22 protein-coding genes, 1 pseudogene and 1 riboswitch are annotated in these 24385 nt (G+C 63.3%); of the genes and pseudogenes, 14 read left to right on the plus strand and 9 right to left on the minus strand.

Annotated elements, in window-relative coordinates; translation table 11 throughout:
• Positions 1-69 (minus strand): annotated as a pseudogene (locus tag IAE39_RS30080) (transketolase); the annotation flags it as partial.
• Positions 70-412: 343 nt separating this feature from the next.
• Here IAE39_RS30080 and IAE39_RS11010 point away from each other — a divergent pair.
• From IAE39_RS11010 to IAE39_RS11025, 4 genes are all read left to right on the plus strand, one after another.
• Positions 413-1405 (plus strand): ArsR/SmtB family transcription factor, encoded by a 993-nt coding sequence (locus IAE39_RS11010; protein ID WP_201202177.1) that lies wholly within the window; start codon positions 413-415, stop codon positions 1403-1405.
• A gap of 18 nt (positions 1406-1423) precedes the next feature.
• Positions 1424-2614, plus strand: coding sequence for a methionine adenosyltransferase (metK, locus tag IAE39_RS11015; protein ID WP_016489516.1), 1191 nt, complete (start codon positions 1424-1426; stop codon positions 2612-2614).
• A gap of 147 nt (positions 2615-2761) precedes the next feature.
• Complete coding sequence (gene ligB, locus IAE39_RS11020; protein WP_201202179.1) at positions 2762-4450, plus strand: NAD-dependent DNA ligase LigB; 1689 nt, start codon at positions 2762-2764, stop codon at positions 4448-4450.
• A 134-nt stretch (positions 4451-4584) separates the two neighbouring features.
• Positions 4585-4977 (plus strand): DUF1090 domain-containing protein, encoded by a 393-nt coding sequence (locus tag IAE39_RS11025; protein ID WP_201202181.1) that lies wholly within the window; start codon positions 4585-4587, stop codon positions 4975-4977.
• A 186-nt stretch (positions 4978-5163) separates the two neighbouring features.
• On the opposite strand, the gene IAE39_RS11030 is transcribed toward IAE39_RS11025, so the two are convergent.
• Positions 5164-5622, minus strand: a complete 459-nt coding sequence (locus IAE39_RS11030; RefSeq protein ID WP_201202182.1) for a c-type cytochrome — start codon at positions 5620-5622, stop codon at positions 5164-5166.
• A 119-nt stretch (positions 5623-5741) separates the two neighbouring features.
• Here IAE39_RS11030 and mltA point away from each other — a divergent pair, with 119 nt between their 5' ends.
• Positions 5742-6893, plus strand: a complete 1152-nt coding sequence (gene mltA, locus IAE39_RS11035) for a murein transglycosylase A (RefSeq protein WP_201202183.1) — start codon at positions 5742-5744, stop codon at positions 6891-6893.
• Positions 6894-7011: 118 nt separating this feature from the next.
• On the opposite strand, the gene IAE39_RS11040 is transcribed toward mltA, so the two are convergent.
• Complete coding sequence (locus IAE39_RS11040; protein WP_201202184.1) at positions 7012-7398, minus strand: MAPEG family protein; 387 nt, start codon at positions 7396-7398, stop codon at positions 7012-7014.
• Positions 7399-7426: 28 nt separating this feature from the next.
• Positions 7427-8260 carry an EamA family transporter gene (locus IAE39_RS11045; RefSeq protein WP_201202185.1) on the minus strand — a complete coding sequence of 278 codons (834 nt, stop codon included), beginning with the start codon at positions 8258-8260 and terminating at the stop codon, positions 7427-7429.
• A gap of 285 nt (positions 8261-8545) precedes the next feature.
• On the opposite strand from IAE39_RS11045, the gene IAE39_RS11050 reads away from it, so the two are divergent.
• On the plus strand, positions 8546-9781 hold the full coding sequence (locus tag IAE39_RS11050) for a cation:proton antiporter (RefSeq protein WP_201202186.1): 1236 nt from the start codon (positions 8546-8548) through the stop codon (positions 9779-9781).
• A gap of 115 nt (positions 9782-9896) precedes the next feature.
• Here the strand turns inward: IAE39_RS11050 and IAE39_RS11055 are convergent, their stop codons facing one another.
• On the minus strand, positions 9897-10298 hold the full coding sequence (locus IAE39_RS11055; RefSeq protein WP_009682837.1) for an acyl-CoA thioesterase: 402 nt from the start codon (positions 10296-10298) through the stop codon (positions 9897-9899).
• Between the two features lie 178 nt (positions 10299-10476).
• A riboswitch (S-adenosyl-L-homocysteine riboswitch) is annotated at positions 10477-10573 on the plus strand.
• A 20-nt stretch (positions 10574-10593) separates the two neighbouring features.
• Here IAE39_RS11055 and ahcY point away from each other — a divergent pair.
• From ahcY to IAE39_RS11080, 5 genes are all read left to right on the plus strand, one after another.
• Positions 10594-12003: an adenosylhomocysteinase gene (gene ahcY, locus IAE39_RS11060; protein ID WP_201202187.1), complete on the plus strand. Its 1410-nt coding sequence runs from the start codon at positions 10594-10596 to the stop codon at positions 12001-12003.
• Between the two features lie 106 nt (positions 12004-12109).
• Positions 12110-12955, plus strand: a complete 846-nt coding sequence (gene metF, locus IAE39_RS11065; protein ID WP_201202188.1) for a methylenetetrahydrofolate reductase [NAD(P)H] — start codon at positions 12110-12112, stop codon at positions 12953-12955.
• Between the two features lie 93 nt (positions 12956-13048).
• Positions 13049-14125 (plus strand): hypothetical protein, encoded by a 1077-nt coding sequence (locus IAE39_RS11070; protein ID WP_201202189.1) that lies wholly within the window; start codon positions 13049-13051, stop codon positions 14123-14125.
• A gap of 166 nt (positions 14126-14291) precedes the next feature.
• The gene (locus tag IAE39_RS11075) at positions 14292-15080 is read left to right on the plus strand and encodes a substrate-binding periplasmic protein (RefSeq protein WP_201202190.1); all 789 of its coding nucleotides are present in this window, start codon (positions 14292-14294) and stop codon (positions 15078-15080) included.
• A 219-nt stretch (positions 15081-15299) separates the two neighbouring features.
• A complete protein-coding gene (locus tag IAE39_RS11080) occupies positions 15300-17201 on the plus strand; it encodes a DEAD/DEAH box helicase (protein ID WP_201202194.1) in 1902 nt (633 codons plus the stop codon).
• Between the two features lie 172 nt (positions 17202-17373).
• Here the strand turns inward: IAE39_RS11080 and IAE39_RS11085 are convergent, their stop codons facing one another.
• The 3 genes from IAE39_RS11085 to IAE39_RS11095 form a co-directional block, all read right to left on the minus strand.
• On the minus strand, positions 17374-17952 hold the full coding sequence (locus tag IAE39_RS11085) for a YceI family protein (protein ID WP_201202195.1): 579 nt from the start codon (positions 17950-17952) through the stop codon (positions 17374-17376).
• Between the two features lie 32 nt (positions 17953-17984).
• Positions 17985-18536: a cytochrome b gene (locus tag IAE39_RS11090; RefSeq protein WP_201202197.1), complete on the minus strand. Its 552-nt coding sequence runs from the start codon at positions 18534-18536 to the stop codon at positions 17985-17987.
• Between the two features lie 272 nt (positions 18537-18808).
• Positions 18809-20671, minus strand: a complete 1863-nt coding sequence (locus IAE39_RS11095; RefSeq protein ID WP_201202198.1) for a flavin monoamine oxidase family protein — start codon at positions 20669-20671, stop codon at positions 18809-18811.
• A gap of 211 nt (positions 20672-20882) precedes the next feature.
• Here IAE39_RS11095 and IAE39_RS11100 point away from each other — a divergent pair, with 211 nt between their 5' ends.
• The 3 genes from IAE39_RS11100 (at position 20883) to IAE39_RS11110 (ending at position 23713) form a co-directional block, all read left to right on the plus strand.
• Entirely contained in the window at positions 20883-21374 is a 492-nt protein-coding gene (locus IAE39_RS11100; protein WP_201202199.1) for a hypothetical protein, read from the plus strand.
• 78 nt (positions 21375-21452) lie between these two features.
• A complete protein-coding gene (locus IAE39_RS11105; RefSeq protein ID WP_201202200.1) occupies positions 21453-22859 on the plus strand; it encodes an adenosylmethionine--8-amino-7-oxononanoate transaminase in 1407 nt (468 codons plus the stop codon).
• Between the two features lie 134 nt (positions 22860-22993).
• Positions 22994-23713 (plus strand): 16S rRNA (uracil(1498)-N(3))-methyltransferase, encoded by a 720-nt coding sequence (locus IAE39_RS11110; protein ID WP_201202201.1) that lies wholly within the window; start codon positions 22994-22996, stop codon positions 23711-23713.
• Here the strand turns inward: IAE39_RS11110 and trhA are convergent, their stop codons facing one another.
• Positions 23714-24331, minus strand: coding sequence for a PAQR family membrane homeostasis protein TrhA (gene trhA / locus IAE39_RS11115; RefSeq protein WP_201202202.1), 618 nt, complete (start codon positions 24329-24331; stop codon positions 23714-23716).
• Positions 24332-24385 lie beyond the last annotated feature (54 nt).

Below are 24385 nucleotides of genomic sequence, written 5' to 3' on the forward strand. Positions count from 1 at the left end.
ATTAGCCTTTTGCACGGCATCCATGCTGAGGGCGCGAATGGCGTTGGCACGTTCACGACGGCTGGGCATCGCTGGTCTCCTGGGGGCTTGTATAGGTGGTGTCACGAAAAAGGCGGCCATTTTCGCCCACTGGGGGGGCTTGGGGCAATGACGGATGGTCGCAGTCGGGGGATTTTCCTCTGATTGGCATTCATTTCGGGTAAATATCCGGGAAACCGTGCTGGCCTCTTCGCGGGTGAACCCGCTCCCACAGGGATCGCATGAGGCCTGAAGGCAATGGTGAACCTGTGGGAGCGGGTTCACCCGCGAAGAGGCCGGCATTGGCAACCTCGCACTCCGCCCATCAGCCAATATCAAAACTTTTTGATATTGCCCTTGCTAGGGCACCGATGCCTGTCTAGACTGCCGGCCCATGAACCTCCGTGCGCAATCGATCCCTGAGCAACGCGAAGCATTGGCCGCCCTGTGCAAAGCCAGTGGCGACGAGTTGCGCCTGAACGTGCTGCGCGCCTTGGCCAACGATTCGTTCGGCGTGCTGGAACTGGCACAGATCTTCGACGTCGGCCAATCGGGCATGAGCCATCACCTGAAGGTGCTGGCCCAGGCCGAGCTGGTAGCCACCCGCCGTGAAGGCAATGCCATTTTCTACCGCCGCGCATTGCCCGACAGCCTTCGCCTGGGTGGCCGGCTGCATGCGGCCCTGCTCGATGAGGTCGATGACCTGGCGCTGCCGCCTGACGTACAGGCGCGCATCGCCCAGGTCCAGCAGCGCCGCGCGGCCACCAGCCAGGACTTCTTCCTGCGCGTGGAAGAAAAATTCCGCGCCCAGCAAGACCTGATCGCCGGCCTGCCGCAGTACCGCGAAAGCCTGCTGGCGCTGCTCGACAAATTGCATTTCGACCCGGCTGCCAGTGCCCTGGAGGTCGGCCCCGGTGACGGTGGCTTCCTGCCCGACCTGGCCCGGCGCTTTGCCCAGGTCACCGCCCTGGACAACAGCGCGACCATGCTCGAACTGGCGCGCCAGGTATGCCAGCGCGAAGGGCTCGACAACGTTAACCTGCAGTTGGCCGATGCACTGGGTGCAACGGATGTGGCCGCCGACTGCGTTGTGCTGAACATGGTGCTGCACCATTTCAGCGACCCGGCCCTGGCCTTGCGCCAGCTGGCCAAACGGGTGAAGGCAGGCGGTAGCCTGCTGGTCACCGAATTGTGCAGCCACGACCAGGGGTGGGCACGCGAAGCCTGCGGCGACCTCTGGCTTGGCTTCGAACAGGACGACCTGGCCCGCTGGGCCAACGCTGCCGGGCTGGCCCATGCGGACAGCCTGTACGTGGGCTTGCGTAACGGTTTCCAGATCCAGGTCCGCCATTTCCAGCGGACGGCTGGCGACATACACCATCGGTAAATTTCAGGAACCTTCGAGATGAGCGAATACTCCCTTTTCACCTCCGAGTCCGTGTCCGAAGGGCATCCGGACAAGATCGCCGACCAGATTTCGGACGCGGTCCTCGATGCCATCATCGCCCAGGACAAATACGCCCGCGTAGCGTGTGAAACCCTGGTCAAGACCGGTGTCGCCATCATCGCCGGCGAAGTCACCACGTCGGCCTGGGTCGACCTGGAAGACCTGGTGCGCAAGGTCATCATCGACATCGGCTACAACAGCTCCGACGTCGGCTTCGACGGCGCCACCTGCGCCGTGATGAACATCATCGGCAAGCAGTCGGTGGACATCGCCCAGGGCGTCGACCGCTCCAAGCCGGAAGACCAGGGCGCCGGTGACCAGGGCCTGATGTTCGGCTATGCCAGCAACGAAACCGAAGTGCTGATGCCGGCACCGATCTGCTTCTCGCACCGCCTGGTCGAGCGCCAGGCCGAAGCACGCAAGTCCGGCCTGCTGCCATGGCTGCGCCCGGATGCCAAGTCGCAGGTCACCTGCCGTTACGAAAACGGCAAGGTCGTCGGCATCGACGCCGTGGTGCTGTCGACCCAGCACAACCCAGAGGTTTCGCAGAAAGACCTGCAGGAAGCCGTGATGGAGCTGATCGTCAAGCACACCCTGCCTGCCGAACTGCTGCACAAGGGCACTCAGTACCACATCAACCCGACCGGCAACTTCATCATTGGTGGCCCGGTGGGTGACTGTGGCCTGACCGGCCGCAAGATCATCGTCGACTCCTACGGCGGCATGGCCCGCCACGGTGGTGGCGCGTTCTCCGGCAAGGACCCGTCCAAGGTCGACCGTTCTGCCGCCTACGCTGGCCGCTACGTGGCCAAGAACATCGTCGCCGCCGGCCTGGCCGAGCGTTGCGAGATCCAGGTGTCGTACGCCATTGGCGTGGCCCAGCCAACCTCCATCTCGATCAATACCTTCGGTACCGGCAAGGTCTCCGACGACAAGATCATCCAGCTGGTGCGCGAGTGCTTCGACCTGCGTCCGTACGCCATTACCACCATGCTCGACCTGCTGCACCCGATGTACCAGGAAACCGCTGCCTACGGCCACTTCGGCCGTGAACCGCAGCAGAAGACGGTCGGCGACGACACCTTCACCACCTTCACCTGGGAACGCACCGACCGCGCCCAGTCGTTGCGTGACGCTGCCGGCCTGTAAGTTTTCCTGCAGCGCTGGACGAAAGCCCCTGCCGAGTGATCGGCAGGGGCTTTTTCATGACATATCGGCTGACAATCGTGCACCAGCAAACACCGGCGAACCTGCCTAGGCTGGGGGGCTCCCACCCGCCATGCAAGGATGCAGGCCATGCCGCTGATGCTGCTTTTCACCCTGTTAGGGGTGCTTGCCACCCCACTGGCCCACGCCACCCCATGCCCCGACTGGAACCCACTACAAGTCGCTACCGAGGTCACTCAACTAAGAGAAACACTCGGCAATTGGGATGACCACTACCATCGCCAGGGCATCGCATTAGTGCCCGATGAACTGTATGACCAGAGCCGTCAGCGCCTTGAGCATTTGCAGCAGTGTTTCGGCCTGGCGACCGGGCCTTCGCCCCTGGCCAGCGCCAGCGGCCCCCTCCCTCACCCGGTACCGCACACGGGCATCGACAAACTGGCCGACCGCCAGGCCGTGCAACGCTGGCTGGCCGGCAAGGCCGATGTGTGGGTACAGCCCAAGGTCGACGGTGTAGCGGTTTCCCTCATCTACCGACAAGGCCGCCTGGTGCAACTGATCAGCCGTGGTGACGGCGCCCGAGGGCACGACTGGAGCCGCCACATCCCGCAGCTCGGCGCCATCACCCGCCAGTTGCCTCGTGCCATCGACCTGCAGCTGCAGGGTGAACTGTACCTGCGCCTGAACGCGCATGTGCAAGCCCAGGCTGGCAGCGCCAACGCTCGTGGTACCGTGGCCGGGTTGCTTGCGCGCAAGCAACTGAGCAGCGAACAAGGCAATGCTGTTGGCCTGTTCGTCTGGGACTGGCCGAACGGCCCCGGGCAGCAGGCCGAACGCCTGGCGCAGCTGGCCCAGCTGGGTTTTGCCGACAGCCAGCGCTACAGCGCTGCCATCGATACGCTGGAAGAGGCCGCCGATTGGCGCGAGCACTGGTATCGCGCCGCCCTTCCCTTCGCTACCGATGGCGTGGTGCTGCGCCAGGGCTGCCGGCCACCGGCAGAACGCTGGCAGGCCAAGGCGCCGTACTGGATCGCGGCCTGGAAGTACCCGTATACCCAGGCCATGACCGAAGTGCGGGATGTACGTTTTCGCGTCGGCCGCACTGGCCGGGTCACACCCGTGCTGCAGCTGCTGCCGGTAACCCTCGATGATCGGCGGATCACGCAGGTGAGCCTGGGTTCGTTGGCGCGCTGGCAAAGTCTGGATATACGCCCCGGTGACCAGGTGGCCGTCAGCCTTGCCGGGCTGACCATCCCGCGCCTGGAGCAAGTGGTACACCGCGCCGTCGAGCGCCTGCCGGTATCGGCCCCCACACCCGGCCAGTATCACGCCCACAGTTGCTGGCAGGCCAGTGCAGGCTGTGAAGAACAGTTCATTGCCCGCCTCACCTGGCTCAGCGGTAGGCAGGGGCTGGCGTTGCCGCGCACCGGCCCCGGTACATGGCGCCGTCTGGTCGCAGCCGGGCTGGTCACCTCACTGAGCGACTGGCAGCAACTGGGTGCCCGGCAACTGGGCCAGGCAAAGGGCATCAGCGAGGCGACGGCGGCCCAGCTGCGCAGCAGTTTCGACGCGGCGCGCACACGGCCATTTGCCCATTGGCTGCGGGGGCTGGGTGCTCCCATACCCAGTGGCACGCAGGTGCCAGGCGACTGGCACGTGCTGGCAGCCCGCACACCTGCCGATTGGCAAGCGTTGCCCGGTATTGGCGAAAAGCGCGCCCGACAACTGGCCGGCTTTTTTGCGGCCGAACAGGTACAAGCCATTGCAACGCAACTGGCCGATGCCGGAATTGATGGCTTTCAAAGCAGCAAGCAATGATTTTTTACCAATTTACTCGTAGGAAAACCCCGAGTTTCAAGCGGAAAACCCCGACAAGGGTTTCTAAATGGACAAAACCAAGGCAGGATTTCACCCTACTTTTTTGCTGCCCCGCCCCGTTCAGGAGGCTTTTCATGAAACGTATTTCGACCCTTTTCCTGCTCGCGACCCTCGGTTTTGCTGCGAGCGCCGTACAGGCCGCCCAACCGGATGCCGGCCTGACCGGCTGCGCCGCCAAGCGCAGCGCCATCGAGAACCAGTTGAAGATTGCCCGTGACCACGGCAATACCGACCAGGTCGCCGGGCTGGAAGCAGCGCTGCGCGGGGTCGATAACTGCACCGATGCCAGCCTGCGCAAGGAACGTGAACAGAAGGTGCTCGACGCCCGTCACGAAGTGGCGCAGCGGGAAAAGGACTTGAAGAAAGCCGAGAAGAAAGGCGATTCCGAGAAGATCAACAAGCGCAAGGACAAGCTGGCCGAGTCGCGTAAAGAGCTGCAGGAAGCCGTGGACGACCTCGACCGCTGAGGCCAGCGTCAAACGCGGCCCTTGTAGGAGCGGCCTTGTGTCGCGATCGGGCCGCACAGCGGCCCCCTGGATTAAAGCCTTGATGCATAAATCGTCGGGGCCGCAGCGCGGCCCGATCGCGACACAAGGCCGCTCCTACAGGGGTTGGGGCAAGCTGCCAGATTCCGCGAAAGACAGTAAATGCCATCAGTGATTGCGGAACTCGCTATGACAGGCCTTGCACGCCGCCTCGACCTTGTCCATCGGTGCCTTCAGCTGCGCAGCATCCAGCGGCTGGTTGCGGGTCACATCGACCAGTTCGCCGGTGACGCCTTCCAGCTGCCGGGCCAGGTCATGGAAACGCGTCTGGCGCTCCCACACCTCGGCACGCGCACTGCTGTCTCCGCCGTCGCGCACCTGCGGAAAGTGCTGCCACGGCTGGTGCGAGAGGTTGTCCAGTTTCAGCGCACCGTCGGCAAACTTCACCCCGTCGAACGGCAAGCGGCCCCGCAACATGCCGCCCAGGTCTTCGCTGGTCTTGAGCATGTCCTTGAAGATCACCTTGCGCTTGCCCAGCGGCGAGTTCGGGTCAACCCTGTCGCACCCGCTCAGGGCCCCGCCCAAGGCCAGTGCTGCCAGCAGAACAACGGTCAATCGCTTCAACATCACGCTCACTTCGGCCTACGCAAATGGGCGGCCAGTATCGCCGGGCAGCGGCCAAAGACCAATAGCCATACAAAAAACAGGGGTGAATATTCATGTTCGCCCATGACAGGAATGCACACATGAAATCTGCCCTGCGCCACCTGGCTTGGACATTCCCGGTGCTGGCCTTGCTGGCCGGTTGCAACGGCGGCGAGAACGCCAAGCCCGAGCCCCATGCCATTGCCACCTACGCTCCGGCCACCTGGAAAGACCTGCCAGCCGTCAGCGATGAAGACCTGCTGGCCGGCTTCTACGCCTGGCGCAGCGGTTGCGAAAAGCTCAAGCGCGACAAGGTATGGGCCGCCACCTGCGAAGCGGCCGGCAGTGCCACCGCCAGTGCCGCCCAGGTACGCACCTTCCTGGAACAGAACCTGGAGGTTTACGGCCTGCGTTCTGCCGAGAACAACGCCAACGGCCTGATTACCGGTTACTACGAACCGGTCTACCCCGGCAGCCTGAGCCAGTCGAAAACCAATCATGTGGCGGTCTACGGCATCCCCGACGACATGATCGTGGTCGACCTGGCCAGCGTGTACCCCGAACTCAAGGGCAAGCGCCTGCGCGGGCGCCTGGATGGCCGGGTGCTCAAGCCTTACGACACAGCCGAGGTCATCAACCGTGACGGCGTCAAGGCGCCGGTGCTGGCTTGGCTGACCGACCCGATGGACCTGCAGTTCCTGCAGATCCAGGGTTCTGGCCGGGTACAACTGGAAGACGGCCGCCAGCTGCGTCTGGGCTATGCCGACCAGAACGGCCACCCCTACCGGCCAATTGGCCGCTGGCTGGTGGAGCAAGGCCAGTTGAAGAAGGAAGACGTGAGCATGGGCGCCATACATGCCTGGGCCCAGGCCAACCCGCAGCGCGTGCCGGAACTGCTGGCCAGCAACCCCAGCTATGTGTTCTTCAGCACCCGCCCGGACAGCAACGAAGGCCCGCGCGGCTCGCTGAACGTGCCGCTGACTGCAGGGTATAGCGTGGCCATCGACCGCAAGGTGATACCGCTGGGTAGCCTGTTGTGGTTGTCCACCACCCGCCCGGATGGTTCACCGGTGGTGCGCCCGGTGGGCGCTCAGGACACGGGCGGGGCGATTGCCGGTGAGGTGCGTGCGGACTTGTTCTGGGGTACCGGGCCGCAGGCCGGTGAGCTGGCCGGGAACATGAAGCAGCAGGGGCAGATCTGGATGCTGTGGCCCAAAGGCCAGCCGTTGCCTGAGGTGCCCAAGGTTCCGTGACCGCTCGCGCGCACCCTGTAGGAGCGGCTTTAGCCGCGAAGATGACCACGCGGTGCATGGCACCGGCTTTGCCGGTGTTCGCGGCTGAAGCCGCTCCCACAAGGGACCGCGCCCGGTTTCAGATGGAAACCACAAAAAACGCCACGATGATCGCCAGCCCGGCAAACCACACCAGCGAGCGCAAGGCCGCCCAGTCAGCCAGGTAGCAGATGATGTAGAGCAAGCGGCTGGTGATGTACATCACCCCCAGCACATCCTGGGTCACCTGCTCGGCATTGCCGACGATATCCGCCACCAGCACCGCTGCGGCGAACGCCGGAAACGCCTCGTAGCCGTTCTGCTGCGCAGCATGCGCACGCCTTGGCAAGCCCGATAAGGTATCAAGGAAAGCCCGCGGGTCATGATTGTCCTTCAGGCCGAAGCGGCCGCTGCTCACTTTGGCGATCAAGGCGCAAAGCGGGTTCAACAGCAGCGCGATCAAAATGCACCACAGGGCAACGGTCATAGGCAGGACTCCTTGTTCAGTCTTGAGGTCAAAGCTTCATTACCAGCATGCCGGCCAACACCAGCCCGCAAGCTAGGAGTCTCGGCCCGCCAAAAGGTTCTTTCAGGTAGCGCATGCCCAGCAACACCACCAGGATCACGCTCAACTCCCGCAGTGCCGCTGCCTCGGCCACCGAGCCCAGGTGCATGGCCCACAACACCAGGGCATAGCTGAACAGTACGCAGAACCCTACCGCCAGCCCCAGGCGCCATTGGCTGCGCCAGAACAATACGAACGGTGCCCGCCGCGCAACAGTGGCCAGCAGCGGGAATTGCCAGGCGCTGAGCAGGGTCAGCCACACCAGGTAGTCCCACGGCTTGCCCCACAGGCGCACGGCCTGGCCGTCGAACCAGGTGTAGCAGCCGATGCACAGGCCGATCAGCGCCACCACTGGCAGCATGGACCAGGGCAGCCGGTCACCACCGCCGCCCTGCCACAACAGGCACGCCATGCCACAAGGGATCAGCAGGATGCCGATGATCTGCTGCTGGCTCAGCGACTCCCCGGCAAAGGCCAGGGTCAGCCCCAGCACCACCAGCGGCGATAGCCCGCGCATCAGAGGATAGACCAGCCCCAGGTCGCCCACGCGGTAGGCCTGGATCAACAGGTAGCGGTACAGCTGCTCGGCCAGCGCCGAAGCGATCAGCCACGGCCAGATGTTGGCCGGCGGTACCTCGACGAAGGCCACGGCCAGCACTGCGAAGGCCAGTGCGACGGTGTCCATGCTGGCGATCACCAGCAGGCGCTCGCCGCTGAATTTGATCAGGGTATTCCAGGTCGCATGCAGCAGGGCGGCGACCAGCACCAGGGATGTTGCCAACACGCCTTCTTATCCTTGTAAGTTTTTTCAGGGGTTGAATATATAGCGTTCCGTGGGACCGTTGTGGGAGCGGGTTCACCCGCGAACACCGGCAAAGCCGGTGCCATGCACCGCGTCGCATTTTTCGCGGGTGAACCCGCTCCCACAAGGTACGTAATACCAGCTCCATGCGGGAACGAATGAAACGAATCCGGTCAAAGCCTGTGTCCCGAACCCCTCGCCAGGTCATCAAAGAACTGCCCGAGCCATTCGGGTTACGACTTGGAAGCCACTGTTACAGGATTCGGGATGCTTGAATTAGTTGCCGCGTTTATCTGCCTCACCACCCTGCTCACCTATGTGAACTACCGTTTCATCGGCCTGCCCCCCGCCATCGGCGTCATGGTCACGGCGTTGCTGTTTTCGCTGATTCTGCAGGGCCTGAGCCTGATCGGCTTCCCTGGCCTGGAAGAACGCGTCGAAGGCTTGATGAACCAGATCGACTTCAATGACCTGCTGATGCACTGGATGCTGGCGTTTCTGCTGTTTGCCGGCGCCCTGCACGTCAACCTCACCGACCTGCGCAGCTACCGCTGGCCGATCGGCCTGCTGGCCACCGTCGGCGTGCTGATTGCCACCGTGGTCATCGGTTACCTGTCGCACTGGGTGTTTGCCCTGTTTGGCTGGCAGGTGCCGCTGATCTACTGCCTGCTGTTCGGCGCGCTGATCTCGCCGACCGACCCGATTGCCGTGCTCGGCGCACTGCGCACTGCCAATGCGCCCAAACCGCTGAAAACCACCATCGTTGGCGAGTCGCTATTCAACGACGGCACCGCAGTAGTGGTGTTCACCGTGTTGCTGGGCATCATCCAGCTGGGCGAAACGCCTAGCATGACCGACACCGCGATCCTGTTTGCCCGCGAGGCCATTGGCGGCGTGGTGTTTGGTGGCCTGATCGGCTACGCCACCTATCGCATGATCAAAAGTGTCGAGCAGTACCAGGTGGAGGTCATGCTGACCCTGGCACTGGTGATCGGTGGCTCGGCGATGTGCTACGAGCTGCATGTGTCGGCGCCGATCGCCATGGTGGTGGCCGGCCTGATCATCGGCAACCTGGGCCGCAACCTGGCGATGAACGACATGACCCGGCGCTACATGGACGGCTTCTGGGAGCTGATCGATGACATGCTCAATGCCCTGCTGTTCGCCTTGATCGGCCTGGAACTGTTGCTGCTGCCGTTCAACTGGATGCACCTGGCGGCTGGCGGTGTGCTGGCATTGGCGGTGCTGTTGTCGCGGTTGCTGACCGTGGCGCCGGCGATCGTGCTGCTGCGCCGTTGGCGGCCGGTGCCCAAGGGCACGGTACGGGTGCTGACCTGGGGTGGCCTGCGTGGCGGGGTGTCGGTGGCCCTGGCACTGTCGCTGCCATTGGGCGAGGAGCGTGACCTGCTGCTGTCGATCACCTACATCGTGGTGCTGTCGTCGATTTTGGTGCAGGGGTTGAGCATTGGGCGGGTGGTGCGCAAGGTTAGCGACCAGCCTTGAGATTTTGGGGCCGCTTTGCGGCCCATCGCGACACAAGGCCGCTCCTACAGGGGAACGCGATCTCCTGTAGGAGCGGCCTTGTGTCGCGATGGGCTGCGCAGCAGCCCCAAGATGTCTATTCCACTGCAGAATCCGGGAACTGGTCCTGCACATACTTGATCGCGGTCCGCCCATGGGCCGCCGGCAAGCCGTCTTCACCCAGGTTGACGAACACCATCTTGTCGACGGTCAGGATGCTCTTGCGGGTGATCTTGTTGCGCACTTCGCACTTGAGGGTGATCGAGGTGCGGCCGAACTCGGTGGCGGTAATGCCCAGTTCGATGATGTCGCCCTGGCGCGATGCACTGACGAAGTTGATTTCCGACATGTACTTGGTCACCACGCGCTGGTTGCCCAGCTGGACGATGGCGTAGATGGCCGCCTCTTCGTCGATCCAGCGCAACAGGCTGCCACCGAACAGGGTGCCATTGGGGTTGAGGTCTTCGGGTTTAACCCACTTGCGGGTGTGAAAGTTCATCTGTACTCCTGACCTGCTTGGCTAACGTGTAGCAATGATGGCAGAGCGGCCGCCATCGCTCCATTGAACATCGACTATCGTCGCGATTAATCGACAGAAAACCTTGGGCAAGCCGGCGGGCGCGGCTATAATCTCCGCCGCTTTACATGGTTGCCCTCAGCGGTGCCATGCCCGCCACCTGTCCGAGGGGCGCTGCAGCAGGCTAGGCCTGTCAGGCTCGGATGGGGCGTTGCTCGCTCTCGCGGGCGCTTAACGCACAACGGCGCCCATTCGCACACTACGAATGGAGGCTCTCATGAGCGCTGCAAACATGCCTGCTGGTTTTACCGATTTCAAAGTCGCCGACATCTCCCTGGCCGCCTGGGGCCGTCGCGAAACCATCATCGCCGAATCGGAAATGCCTGCACTGATGGGCCTGCGTCGCAAGTACCTGGCCGAGCAACCGCTCAAGGGTGCGAAGATCCTGGGCTGCATCCACATGACCATCCAGACTGCCGTGCTGATCGAAACCCTGGTTGCCCTGGGTGCCGAAGTGCGCTGGTCGTCCTGCAACATCTTCTCCACCCAGGACCAGGCCGCCGCCTCCATCGCCGCCGCCGGTATCCCGGTGTTCGCCTGGAAAGGTGAAACCGAAGAAGAGTACGAGTGGTGCCTGGAGCAGACCATCCTGAAAGATGGCCAGCCATGGGACGCGAACATGATCCTCGACGACGGTGGCGACCTGACCGAACTGCTGCACAAGAAGTACCCACAGGTACTGGACCGCGTGCACGGCGTGACCGAAGAAACCACCACTGGCGTACACCGCCTGCTGGACATGCTGGCCAAGGGCGAGCTGAAAGTCCCAGCGATCAACGTCAACGACTCGGTTACCAAAAGCAAGAACGACAACAAGTACGGCTGCCGTCACAGCCTGAACGACGCCATCAAGCGCGGTACCGACCACCTGCTGTCGGGCAAGCAGGCCCTGGTGATCGGCTACGGCGACGTGGGCAAGGGCTCGGCCCAGTCCCTGCGCCAGGAAGGCATGATCGTCAAGGTCACCGAAGTTGACCCGATCTGCGCCATGCAGGCCTGCATGGACGGCTTCGAGCTGGTTTCGCCGTTCATCGACGGCATCAACGACGGCACCGAAGCCAGCATCGACAAGGCCCTGCTGGGCAAGATCGACCTGATCGTGACCACTACCGGTAACGTCAACGTCTGCGACGCCAACATGCTCAAGGCCCTGAAGAAGCGTGCCGTGGTGTGCAACATCGGTCACTTCGACAACGAGATCGACACCGCCTTCATGCGCAAGAACTGGGCCTGGGAAGAGGTCAAGCCGCAGGTACACAAGATCCACCGTACCGGCGCTGGCAGCTTTGACCCGCAGAACGACGACTACCTGATCCTGCTGGCCGAAGGCCGCCTGGTCAACCTGGGTAACGCCACTGGCCACCCAAGCCGCATCATGGACGGTTCGTTCGCCAACCAGGTGCTGGCCCAGATCTTCCTGTTCGAACAGAAGTTCGCCGACCTGTCGGCCGAGAAGAAAGCCGAGCGCCTGACCGTAGAAGTACTGCCGAAGAAGCTGGACGAAGAAGTGGCCCTGGAAATGGTCCGCGGCTTCGGCGGCGTGGTCACCCAGCTGACTAAACAGCAGGCCGACTACATCGGCGTGACGGTCGAAGGCCCGTTCAAGCCGCACGCTTACCGCTACTAAGCGAAAGCCGCAGCACTCTTGAACGATGCCAAGCCAGGTCGGCCTCTACCGACCTGGCTTTTACTTGCAGCTTGCCGCCAGAAGCGTGCTGCCAGAGGAACGCCTGATGTCACAAGAACGCCGCTACAGTTTCGAGTTCTTCCCGACCAAGACCGACGCCGGTCACGAAAAGCTGATGGGCGTGGCCCGCCAGCTGGCCGCCTGCAACCCGGACTTCTTCTCCTGCACCTACGGTGCCGGTGGCTCGACCCGCGACCGCACGCTGAACACCGTGCTGCAGCTGGAAAACGAAGTAAAGGTACCTGCCGCACCGCACCTGTCGTGCGTGGGCGACACCAAGGCCGAACTGCGTGCCCTGCTGGCCGAGTACAAGGCTGCCGGGATCAAGCGCATCGTTGCCCTGCGCGGTGACCTGCCGTCGGGCATGGGCATGGCCAGTGGCGAGCTGCGCTACGCCAGCGACCTGGTCGAGTTCATCCGCCAGGAAACCGCTGATCACTTCCACCTGGAAGTGGCCGCCTACCCCGAAATGCACCCGCAGGCGCGCAACTTCGAGGCCGACCTGGGCAACTTCGTGCACAAGGTCAAGGCCGGTGCCGACAGCGCCATCACCCAGTACTTCTTCAACGCCGACAGCTACTTCTACTTTGTCGAGCGCGCGCAGAAGCTGGGCGTGGATATCCCGGTGGTACCAGGCATCATGCCGATCACCAACTACAGCAAGCTGGCGCGTTTCTCCGACGCCTGTGGCGCCGAGATCCCACGCTGGATCCGCAAGCAGCTGGAAGCCTATGGCGATGACACCGCCAGCATCCAGGCTTTCGGCGAAGAAGTGATCACCCGCATGTGTGAACAGCTGCTGCAAGGCGGTGCACCAGGCCTGCACTTCTATACCCTGAACCAGGCCGAAGCGAGCCTGGCGCTGTGGAACAACCTCAAGCTGCCGCGCTGAAATCTTTTGGCAAGGTCTGCTTAAGAAATAATTAAGGCTTTGGTCATAGACTAAAGCCTTATTTATTTCAGGGTTACACAGGTCTTGCCAGCCATGCAGCATCCCCAGCCATCGCGCCCACAGCTTGTCTACCTGGCTTTTGGCCCGGCAACCTACCATCAGGAAGCCTGTTTCAGCATCGTCAGCGCCCTTGCCCAGCTGGGCCCGGCCGCAGGCGAAGCCATGGACATCCAGGTGTACACTGACAACCCGCAGCCGTATGCAGGGTTGCCAGTTACCACTCACTTGCTGGACGAGGCCACGCGCCAAGCCTGGAACGCCCCTCACGGTTACCACTTTCGCAGCAAGCATGTGCTTATGCGCCAAGTGCTGCAGCAACACCCGCTGGCGGTGCTGATCGACACCGACACCTTCTTCCGCACATCGCCGCTGCAACTGTTCGCCCGAGTGGCGCCCGGCAAACTGCTGTGCAATGCCATCGGCCCGCGCTACGGGGCGAACCAGAAGTGCCTGCTGTACAAGAACCTGCTGGCCATTCTCCAATCCCGAGGCCTGGCCGACTGCCAGATGCCACTGGTCAACTCCGGGGTGATCGGCCTTACTGCCGAAGACGCCGGCATCCTGGAGCACTCCATCGCCCTGATGGATGAGTTCCACCCTTTGGCTCGCGAGGCCTATACCCTCGAAGAGTTCTGCCTGGCCGTGGCGGCCTATCGCAAGCTACAGGTGGCCGAATGCACCGATGTCATTCACCACTACTGGAGCCGCAAGGCGCAGTTTCGCGCGAAGATCCAGGCCTGGCTGCGCAAGCACGGCCACGCCCCGTTAAGCCCGGCGGCGCTGGCCGACGTGGCCCTGGTCAACGACCAGTTGCCGCGGCCACCGGCCCTGCATCGCCTGGGCTACAAGGCCCTGAGCCTGACCCTGCCCAGCCAGGAGCGCCAGTTTGCCCGCGAGCTGCTGTATGGCTGCTACCCCTACGCCAATGAATTCGACCGCGCCTGCGCGCCGGCCTGGTGGGACAAGGCCCTGGAAAACCTCAATGCCCGACATGGCCACATGGAGCCAGAGCGGCTGCGCCAGTGCCTGCGTCACCCGGGTTTGCGCTTGTCGCTGGGCGAGCGGCGCAAGGATATCGAGGCGCATCTGTTGAGGTCTTCCCAATTTTGAGTGTGCCTGTGCTGGCCTCTTCGCGGGTGAACCCGCTCCCACAGGTACGGTGCCAAACTCAAGAATTGTGCGGACTCTGTGGGAGCGGGTTAACCCGCGAAGAGGCCACCACAGGAGAACGCCATACCCTCTGGCCATGCACCGGCCGAGCGCGTAATCTCCGGCCATGCCACTCATCGCCCGGCTGTTCTGGATCCTGCTGCTCGCTTGCCTGAGCCCGTTGGCCCTGGGGGAACGCTTGCGCCTGGTGACCGACGACTGGGCACCCTATGTGTATCAGCACAACGGTCAACCACGCGGCATCGACTACGAAGTCGCCAGCGAGGTTTTCGCCCGCCTCGGCGTCGAGGTGGAATGGCAGTTCCTGCCGTGGAAGCGCTGTCTGGCAATGGCAGAACAGGGCTTGGCCGACGGCATTCTCGACATCTTCCAGACCGACGCGCGCCAACCCTACCTGGTGTATGGCGCCGAACCCATGTCCGAGGTCGAATTCGTGCTGTTCCAGAATCGCTCGAGACGCCATGCCGTCACCCGCCTGGACGACCTCGCCGGCCTCACCATCGGCACATCGCCGGGCTACACCTATGGCCAGGCGTTCGCCGAGGCCTCGCACTTCAAGCGTGAAGCAGCCCCCACCCACGAAGCCAACTTCGGCAAGCTGATGCTCGGCCGCGTCGACCTGACGATCACCGACCGCAGGGTCGGGCACTTCCTGTTGCATCAACTGGGCCTGCAACAACAAGTCGAGCAGTTGCCGCTGGTGATCAGCCGCCAGGCGCAGTACCTGGGCCTGGTGCGCAAACCCGGGCGCGAGGCATTGGCCGTGGCCTTTGCCGAAGAACTGCAGCGTTTCAAGCAGGAACCGGCCTATGCGGCGATCAGCAACCGCTACACAGGCGACACCGGAAACATTCTCAACGCCGTTGAGCAGCAGGAAAGCAGCACAGCGCGATAGCTCTGTTATACTCGGGCCTTCCCGCCCGGCTCACGCCCGGACGCTCGGCCTCGCAACAGGCATCCCGATCGGCACCGACGCCCCTTCGCGTCCACCCTCCGTTTCCCGGATGTGCAGTGAAAGCCCAGCTGGACCGGACGCGATCGCATCCCACCGATGCCCGTCGCGCCAGGCAGAACATCCCAAACGGGCCCAGCCCAAACGAGAACAGGATCGCCCATGTCCTTTGCTTCCCTCGGTCTCTCCGAGGCTCTTGTCCGCGCTATCGAGGCTGCGGGCTATACCCAGCCGACCCCCGTGCAACAGCGGGCCATTCCCGCCGTGTTGCAAGGCCGCGACCTGATGGTTGCCGCCCAGACTGGTACTGGTAAGACCGGCGGCTTTGCCCTGCCGATTCTCGAGCGCCTGTTCCCGGCCGGCCACCCCGACAAGTCGCAGCGCCATGGCCCGCGCCAGCCGCGCGTGCTGGTCCTGACCCCGACCCGCGAACTGGCAGCCCAGGTGCATGACAGCTTCAAGGTCTATGCCCGTGACCTGCCACTGGTCAGCGCCTGCATCTTCGGCGGTGTTGGCATGAACCCGCAGGTCCAGGCCATCGCCAAGGGCGTTGACGTGCTGGTCGCCTGCCCGGGCCGCCTGCTCGACCTGGCCGGCCAAGGCAAGGTTGACCTGGCCCATGTTGAAATCCTGGTGCTCGACGAAGCCGACCGCATGCTCGACATGGGCTTCATCCACGACGTGAAAAAGGTCCTCGCCCGCCTGCCGGCCAAGCGCCAGAACCTGCTGTTCTCGGCCACCTTCTCCAAGGACATCACCGACCTCGCCGACAAGCTCCTGCATAACCCGGAGCGTATCGAGGTCACCCCGCCGAACACCACCGTCGAGCGTATCGAGCAGCGCGTCTATCGCCTGCCGGCCAGCCACAAGCGCGCGCTGCTGGCGCACCTGATTACCCAGGGTGCCTGGGAGCAGGTGCTGGTGTTTACCCGTACCAAGCACGGCGCCAACCGCCTGGCCGAGTACCTGGAAAAGCACGGCCTGACCGCCGCCGCCATCCACGGCAACAAGAGCCAGAACGCCCGTACCAAGGCGTTGGCCGACTTCAAGGCCAACAGCGTACGCGTACTGGTTGCCACCGACATCGCGGCCCGTGGCCTGGACATCGACCAGCTGCCACACGTGGTCAACTTCGAGTTGCCGAACGTCGAGGAAGACTATGTTCACCGCATTGGCCGTACCGGCCGTGCCGGTCGTTCGGGCGAAGCCATTTCCATGGTCGCGCCGGATGAAGAAAAGCTGCTCAAGAGCATCGAGCGTGTGACCAAACAGCGCATCCCGGATGGCGACTGGATGGGCTTCGATGCCAGCCAGGTTGAAGCCGAAAAGCCGGAAGTACGCGAGCGCCCGCAAAACAACGGCCGCGGTGGCCGTAACCAGCAGGCCCGTGGCGAAGGCGGCAAAGACGCCAACGGCGGCCGCAAGGACAAGGGCAAGGATAAAGGCAAGGCCAAGCAGCAAGCTGCCGAGAAGCCGGCCGACAAGGAAAAGAGCGGCGACAAGCAACAGCAGCCGCGTAAACCGCGTGACAAGAAGCCGCGCCAGCAGCAACAGCAGCAGGCCAGCAGCAGCGCGCCGAAAGTACCCGCTGACCGTGACCCGGAAGAGTTCCTGGACGACGACGTAGACAACTTCGGTAACCGTGCCGACTACGTCAGCCCGTACCAGGGCAAAGGCCAGGGCCGCAATCGCCGCCCAGGTGCGGGTACCGGTCAGGGTCAGGGGCAAGGCAACGGCCAGCGCAGCAACGCGGGTGGCCAGGGTCAGGCCCGCAATGGCGGCCAGCAGCGCAGTGGTGGTGGCGGCGGCGAAAAACGCCCACCGCGAGCCAACAACGGTGGCGGTGCCCGTCGTGATGGCGGCGGCGCTGGCCGTGGTCGCCCGGCCCGTGACGATGCAGCCCGGCAAGAGCCGGCCGTGCGCAACCCGCGCCAGCCGGAAAAACAGCCGGTGATCATCCGCAAGGAATCCAAGCTCGACCGTTTCCCGACCCCTGAGCAGCTGGACGACCTGCCAAGCCGCCCGCGCGGTGAGCGCCCGGCCTTGCTGACCCGAAAAGGCTAAGCCTGGGGCAGCCTGTGCCGGCCTTATCGCCGGCAAGCCAGCTCCCACAGGAAATCACTGCCCTCAGGGCTTTTGGTATTCCTGTGGGAGCTCGGCTTGCCGGCGATAGGGCCGTCGAAGGGACACAAAAACGCCGCCCAATGGGCGGCGTTTTTTATTGCCGAAGCAATGCTTACTTCTGCTTCACACCTTCAACACTGATATCCAGGTCCAGGGTCTGCGAAGTCGGGCCTGGGCCCTTGATGCCGAAGTCATTCAGGTTCAGCGTGGTGGTGGCATTGAAGCCAGCGCGCTCGCCGCCCCATGGGTCCTTGCCTTCACCGTTGAAGGTAGCCTTGAAGGTGACCGGCTTGGTCACGCCGTGCATGGTCAGGTCGCCGGTTACGTCCGCAGTCTTCTCGCCGGTCGACTTGACGCTGGTGGAGACGAACTTGGCTTCCGGGTACTTCTTCACGTCGAGGAAGTCGGCGCTGGCGATGTGCTTGTCACGCTCGGCGTGGTTCGACCACAAGCTGGCGGTTTTCAGGTCGACATTGATCTTGCTGGCTTCAGGCTTGGCGCTGTCCCAAGTGAAGTTGCCGTCAAAGTCCTTGAAGGTGCCGTGGATGAAGCTGTAGCCCAGGTGGCTGATTTTCCAGTCAACGAACGCGTGCTGGCCTTCCTTGTCGATCTTGTACTCGGCAGCCATGGCCTGGCCAGCGGAGAGCAGAGCGGTACCGAGCGCCAGAGCGGCAAAAGTCTTTTTCAACATCCTGTTCCTTCCTATGCAATTGAGGTTGAGAGTCAAGCTTTGCGGCCCAGCATACGGGTCAGGGTCGCGTCACGGTCGATGAAATGGTGCTTGAGTGCAGCCAGGGCATGCAGCACGGCAAAAATCACCAGGCCCCAGGCCAGCCACAAATGAACCACACCCGCCACGTCTGCCTGGTCAGGCAGGTCGCTGATCAGCGCCGGCACTTCGAACAGGCCGAACACCGGAATGCCGACGCCGTCGGCGGTGGAAATCAGGTAACCCGCGCCCATCACGGCGAACAGCCCGACATACAGCGCCAGATGGCCCAGCTTGGCCGCCGTGCGGGTGAGTGCGCCATGGTTGGCCGGTGCCGGGGGTGGCGGGCTGATGAAGCGCCAGATCACGCGCAGCATCATCACCGCCAACAGCACCAGGCCGATGCTCTTGTGCAGGTCTGGGCCAGATTTACGCCATGGGCTGTAGTAGTCGAGGCCGACCATCCACAGGCCCAGGCCGAACAGGCCAAAGACTGCCAGCGCCACGCCCCAGTGCAGGACGATGCTGACCACGCCGTAGCGAGAAGGTGAATTGCGCAGTTGCATGTTGGCGTGTTTCCCCGTGAAAGCTGTGCACAGACTAACGCGTAACGTATCGAAGAAAAGCGGAAAAAATTGCTTCGGATTATCGAGAAATCCGATACTTATTCTGTAAGCTTCCCATTAAGGAAACATTAACGATAGACGTAGAGTTCGGGGTTGTCAGTGCCGGCCTCTTCGCGGGTAAACCCGCTCCCACAGGGACGCATAAGGCCTGGGGCCTGCGCTATCTCTGTGGGAGCGGGTTTACCCGCGAAAGGGCCAGCACTACCTATAGATCAACCAGCCTTGGCCTGGGTATTGGCCACAGGCTTCTTGGCCGGTTCTGACTTGGCGGTAGCCTTCTTGGTCTCGGCGGGCTTGTGCGCTGGCTTGTGCGCCGGCGCAGGCTTCGCCGGGGCGGCCTTGGTCGCCGCAGGTTTGGCCGCCGCTTCCTTCACCACTGGCGCAGGTGCGGCCTGGGGTGCAGGCGCCGGAGCAGGCGCAACCACCGGCGCCACTTCTTCGGCCTTGGCAATCGGCTCGGCCTTCACCTCAGGTTTGTCCGCCCCGCCAAACAGGCGCTTGAAGAACCCAGGCTTGTCTTGCTTGGCCTCATCGACTGGCTTGGACTCCGCTTTGGCCGGCGCAGCATCGGCTTTCTCGGCCTTGTCGGACGAACCACCAAACATGTTCGAGAAGAACCCGCCCTTGCTCTCTTTCGCAGCCGCCGCGCCTGCCGCTGCAGCGGCCGCAACCGGCACCGCCTTGGCCGGGTCGAACGACTTGCCGGCCAGCAGGTCCTGTGCCTGGCTGGCGGCGCGCTGGCCGCTGCGCAGGGCGCCTTCCAGGGTGCCCGGGTAGAGGGCGTCGGTGTGTTCACCGGCAAAGGTGATGCGCTGCACCGGGCGCTCCCACAGGCGCCAGAACTTGCTGATCTGCCCCGGGCCATAGGCCAGGTAGGCACCGCCGGTACCGGCGTCAACGCTGTAGCGCTTGACCTCGTAACCGGTAAAGGCACCCCGCGCCTGCGGGTAGAAGGCATGCAGGCGGATCAATACCTGGTCGACCATCTGCTTGTCACCAAAGGCCTGCAGCAGGCGGGCGTTGTCGCCGGACAGGTTGATCACCACGTTGGCACCGCCCTTGAGCGCCGGCTCGATCCACAGCATGCCGAGGCCGGCGTTGCTGAAGATTTCGCCCGACATGCGTGCACGGCTTTCCCATACCGGTTTCTTGAACTTGAGCATCAGCTGGTCACGCCAGCCATAGTTGGTGCCTTTCAGTGCCGCCAGGTGCTTGCTGTCCAGACCCGGGGTCATCTGGATCTTGGCCAGCGCACGCAGCGGCACGGCCATGACCAGGTAATCGGCCTGGTAGCCGACACTGCCGACTTTGACCGTGACGCCGTCCTTGTCCTGCACAATGGCGGTCACCGGCGAACTGGTCTTGATGGTCTTCAGCTGTTTGACGAAGGCCTGGGCCAGCACCGGGCTGCCGCCAGGCAGGCGCGCGGCGCGCAAGTCGCGGTCACTGACGCCGCGGTACACGCGGTTCTGCTGGGCGAAGTACAGCAGCGACAGGCGCGACGGTTCATCGTAGCGGGTACGGATCTGCTGGTTGACCAGTTGGCGGGCAGTGGCAGGCAGTTGCAGTTTGTCCAGCCAGGTGGAGACGTTGATCTGGTCGAGGGCGAACAGTGTGCTGGTGGCCTGAGGGTTCAGCGGGTCGTCGATCGAGCGGGCCAGGTCGTCGAGGGTTTTCTCGTACCGCTTGAGCGCCTCGGCGGTAGCTGGCTGCTTGGTGGCCAGGTCGGTGGCACTGAAATACTCGCCGTCGATCAGGTAACCGGGGGTTCGCACAAACTCGGGTGCCGGCAGTGTTTCAAGCTTGAAACGGTCAAGGTACTGGTTGAGCACCGGTTGCGCCTTGGCGTTGCCGATCCACTCGCTGGTGGCCAGGCCCGAGCGCCCGCCCATGCCCGACTTGGCTTCCAGCAGGGTCACCTGCCAGCCTCTGTTCTGCAGCTCGTAGGCTGCCGTCAGGCCGGCCAGGCCGCCACCCACGACAATCGCCGTAGGCGTCTTGTCCTTTGCCAGCGCAGCGCCGCTGGACACACCAATCAATACCAACGCGCACAGGCGCACCCAAGCAGCAGCCATGTCGGCGAACTCCGAGTCAGGGGTTACAGAAACGGGGAGAGGCAGGAATGCCCCGGGAGAGATGCGTTAAGAATACGTCAGCTCCGCCGACCCTGCCAGCGCAGTGACATCAAGTGCCTTTGGCAACTGACATTTTTACCAGTAGCCAGGTCACACGGCGGCAAGCGAAGCTGGGGAAGATGGCCAGAAGCCCCGCCAGGAGGGCACGCGCATGATCTTCGAGGAGCAGTTCCAGCACGTCGAACGGCAGTTTCTGTGGCACAGACAAACATTGCACACCACCTCAGGCCTGAGCTTCCGTTCCAACAGCACGTCCTGGATCGGCTTTCATGAAGCCTTCAAGGGCGAGGAAGGTACCGAGTTGGTGATAGGCGAACACAGCGAGATCGTGATCAATTTCGATCAGGAGGTCGAATGCCTGCGCCTGGAATATTATGTGGTCAGCGACTTTCTCTGCGATGAGCTGCACATGCTGTTTGATACCGAAAGCCATGAGTTCGACATGGTTGCCCCGCCCCCGCGCAATTTCTATTGGCTAACGCTGGAAGGCAGCGGTTTCCGTGACCTGCGCCCCGGGCCCATCGCCACCAACCCCTACCACCAAGTGATTGACGGGCCATTCCGGCGCCTGACCATCTCCACGTCCCACGCAGGCACCGTGCACATCCGCAAGCTTGAATGGACCGGCACCCACCGCCATTGAAGGCGGCGGTTGTCCTGCCCGGCGGCATTGCTTAGGCTTACGCGGTCGAACCACGCCGCAAAGCCAGGAGAAGTGCCCATGGGCCTGAATGATCAGTGGATGCAACGCGACCTCAAGGTCTTGTGGCACCCCTGCACCCAGATGAAAGACCACGAGCAGCTGCCGCTGATCCCGATCAAGCGCGGCGAAGGCGTGTGGCTGGAAGACTTCGAAGGCAAGCGCTACCTGGATGCAGTGAGCAGCTGGTGGGTCAACGTGTTCGGCCATGCCAACCCTCGTATCAACCAGCGCATCAAGGACCAGGTCGACCAGCTGGAGCACGTGATCCTGGCCGGCTTCAGCCACCAGCCGGTGATCGAACTGTCCGAGCGCCTGGTGGCCATGACCCCGGCCGGCCTCGACCGAGTGTTCTATGCCGACAACGGGTCGTCGTGCATCGAAGTGGCACTGAAGATGAGCTTCCATTACTGGCAGAACGTCGGCAAGCCAGGCAAGAAGCGCTTTGTCACCCTGACCAACAGCTACCACGGCGAAACCATTGCCGCGATGTCGGTGGGCGATGTGCCGCTGTTCACCGAAACCTACAAGGCACTGCTGCTCGATACCATCAAGGTGCCGAGCCCGGACTGCTACCTGCGCCCCGAAGGCATGGGCTGGGAAGAGCACTCGCGCAACATGTTCCAGGCCATGGAACAGACCCTGGCCGAGCACCACGAGAGCATTTCGGCGGTGATCGTCGAGCCGCTGATCCAGGGTGCCGGTGGCATGCGCATGTATCACCCGGTGTACCTCAAGCTGCTGCGCGAAGCCTGCGACCGCTACGACGTGCACCTGATCCACGATGAAATTGCCGTGGGCTTCGGCCGCACCGGCACGATGTTCGCCTGCGAGCAGGCCGGCATCCGCCCGGACTTCCTGTGCCTGTCCAAGGCCCTGACCGGCGGTTACCTGCCGTTGGCTGCCTGCCTGACCACCGACAAGGTGTACCAGGCGTTCTACGACGACTACCCGACCTTGCGCGCGTTCCTGCACTCGCACAGCTACACCGGCAACCCACTGGCGTGCGCGGCGGCGCTGGCCACCCTGGACATCTTCGAACAAGACAACGTGATCGAGGCCAACAAGGCCCTGGCCACGCGCATGGCCAGCGCCACTGCACACCTGGCCGACCACGCCCACGTGGCCGAAATCCGCCAGACCGGCATGGCCCTGGCCATCGAGATGGTTCAGGACAAGGCGGGCAAGGTTGCCTACCCGTGGCAGCAGCGGCGTGGCCTGAAGGTGTTCGAGCATGCCCTGACCCGCGGTGCCCTGCTGCGTCCGCTGGGCAGCGTGGTGTACTTCCTGCCGCCGTACGTGATTACCCCGGAGCAGATCGACTTCCTCGCCGAGGTGGCCAGCGAAGGCATCGACATTGCCACCCGCGACAGCGTCAGCGTGGCGGTGCCGGCCAACTTCCACCCCGACTTCCGCGACCCGGGCTAACAAACCTGTAAGCCCACCGCCGAACTCTGTGGGAGCGGGTTTACCCGCGAATGCGATAGTGGATCCACCGCCGCCTTCGCGGGTAAACCCGCTCCCACAGAGGATGATGTCAACGCCCTATTCCGAGCTGAACCATGAGACTGTCCCGCTTCTTCATCGACGCCCCCCTGAGCCTTGGCGAGCATGACCTGCCCGAGGCTCAGGCCCACTACATCGGCCGCGTGCTGCGCATGGCCGCCGGCGACGCCGTGCAGCTGTTTGACGGCAGCGGCCAGGAATACCTTGGCCAATTGCTCGAGGTGGGCAAGAAAACCGTGCGCGTCAGCCTCGACCAGGCCTTCGCCGGCCAGGCCGATTCGCCCCTGCACGTACACCTTGGCCAGGGCCTTTCGCGTGGCGAGCGCATGGACTGGGCGATCCAGAAGGCCACCGAACTGGGCGCCAACGCCATCACCCCGATCGTCAGCGAACGTTGCGAAGTGCGCCTGAAGGACGAGCGCGCCGACAAGCGCCTGGCCCACTGGCGCCAAGTGGCGATCAGCGCTTGCGAACAATGCGGCCGCTCGACCTTGCCGGTCATCCACCCGCCAGTGACCCTGGCTGAATGGCTTGGCAGCAGTAAAGCTGACCTGAAACTGGTGCTGCACCCGGTTGCCGAGCCACTTAGCAGCCACGACAAGCCTGCGACCCTGGCCTTCCTGATCGGCCCCGAAGGTGGCCTGAGCGAAGCCGAAGTCGAGCAGGCCAAGGCCGCCGGTTTCCACGCTGCACGCCTTGGCCCACGCGTGCTGCGCACCGAGACCGCGCCGGTGGTGGCGTTGTCGGTGGCACAGCAGTTGTGGGGCGACTTTTAACTAACGCACGTAGAACGACACGGCCACGAAGTGCATAAGGCTGCCGACAATCACGAACAGGTGCCAGATGCCATGCGCATGGCGCAAGCGGCTGTCGAGGGCGAAGAAGATGATGCCGACGGTGTAGAACACGCCGCCGGCAGCCAGCCAGGCAAAGCCTGCAGTGCCCAGTGAGTGCAGTAGCGGCTTGACCGCCACCAGCACGATCCAGCCCATCACCGCGTAAATGATGATCGACAGGATCCGCGCCTCGGAGCGCGGCTTGATCTCTTGCAGCATGCCGATCACCGCCAGCCCCCAGACCACGCCGAACAGGCTCCAGCCCCAAGGGCCGCGCAGGCTGACCAGGCAGAACGGCGTGTAGCTGCCGGCGATCAGCAGGTAGATCGACAGGTGATCGAGCTTGCGCATGATCACCTTCGCCCGCCCGCGGGTGCTGTGGTACAGGGTGGAGATGCTGTACAGCAACAGCAACGTGCTGCCGTAGATGGAGAAACTGACGATCTTCCACGGGTCGCCTTGCAGGCCCGCTACCACGATCAGCCAGATGGCACCGATACAGGCCAGGACAGCACCGACCAGGTGGGTCCAGGCGTTGAAGCGTTCACCGTAATACATGCAAACACAGACCTCCTGAGGTGGGCTGGGTTCCTGATGATGTCTGTTCCGGCC

Origin of the sequence: Pseudomonas sp. S37 (assembly GCF_016658545.1) — a bacterium.
Classification (GTDB): domain Bacteria; phylum Pseudomonadota; class Gammaproteobacteria; order Pseudomonadales; family Pseudomonadaceae; genus Aquipseudomonas.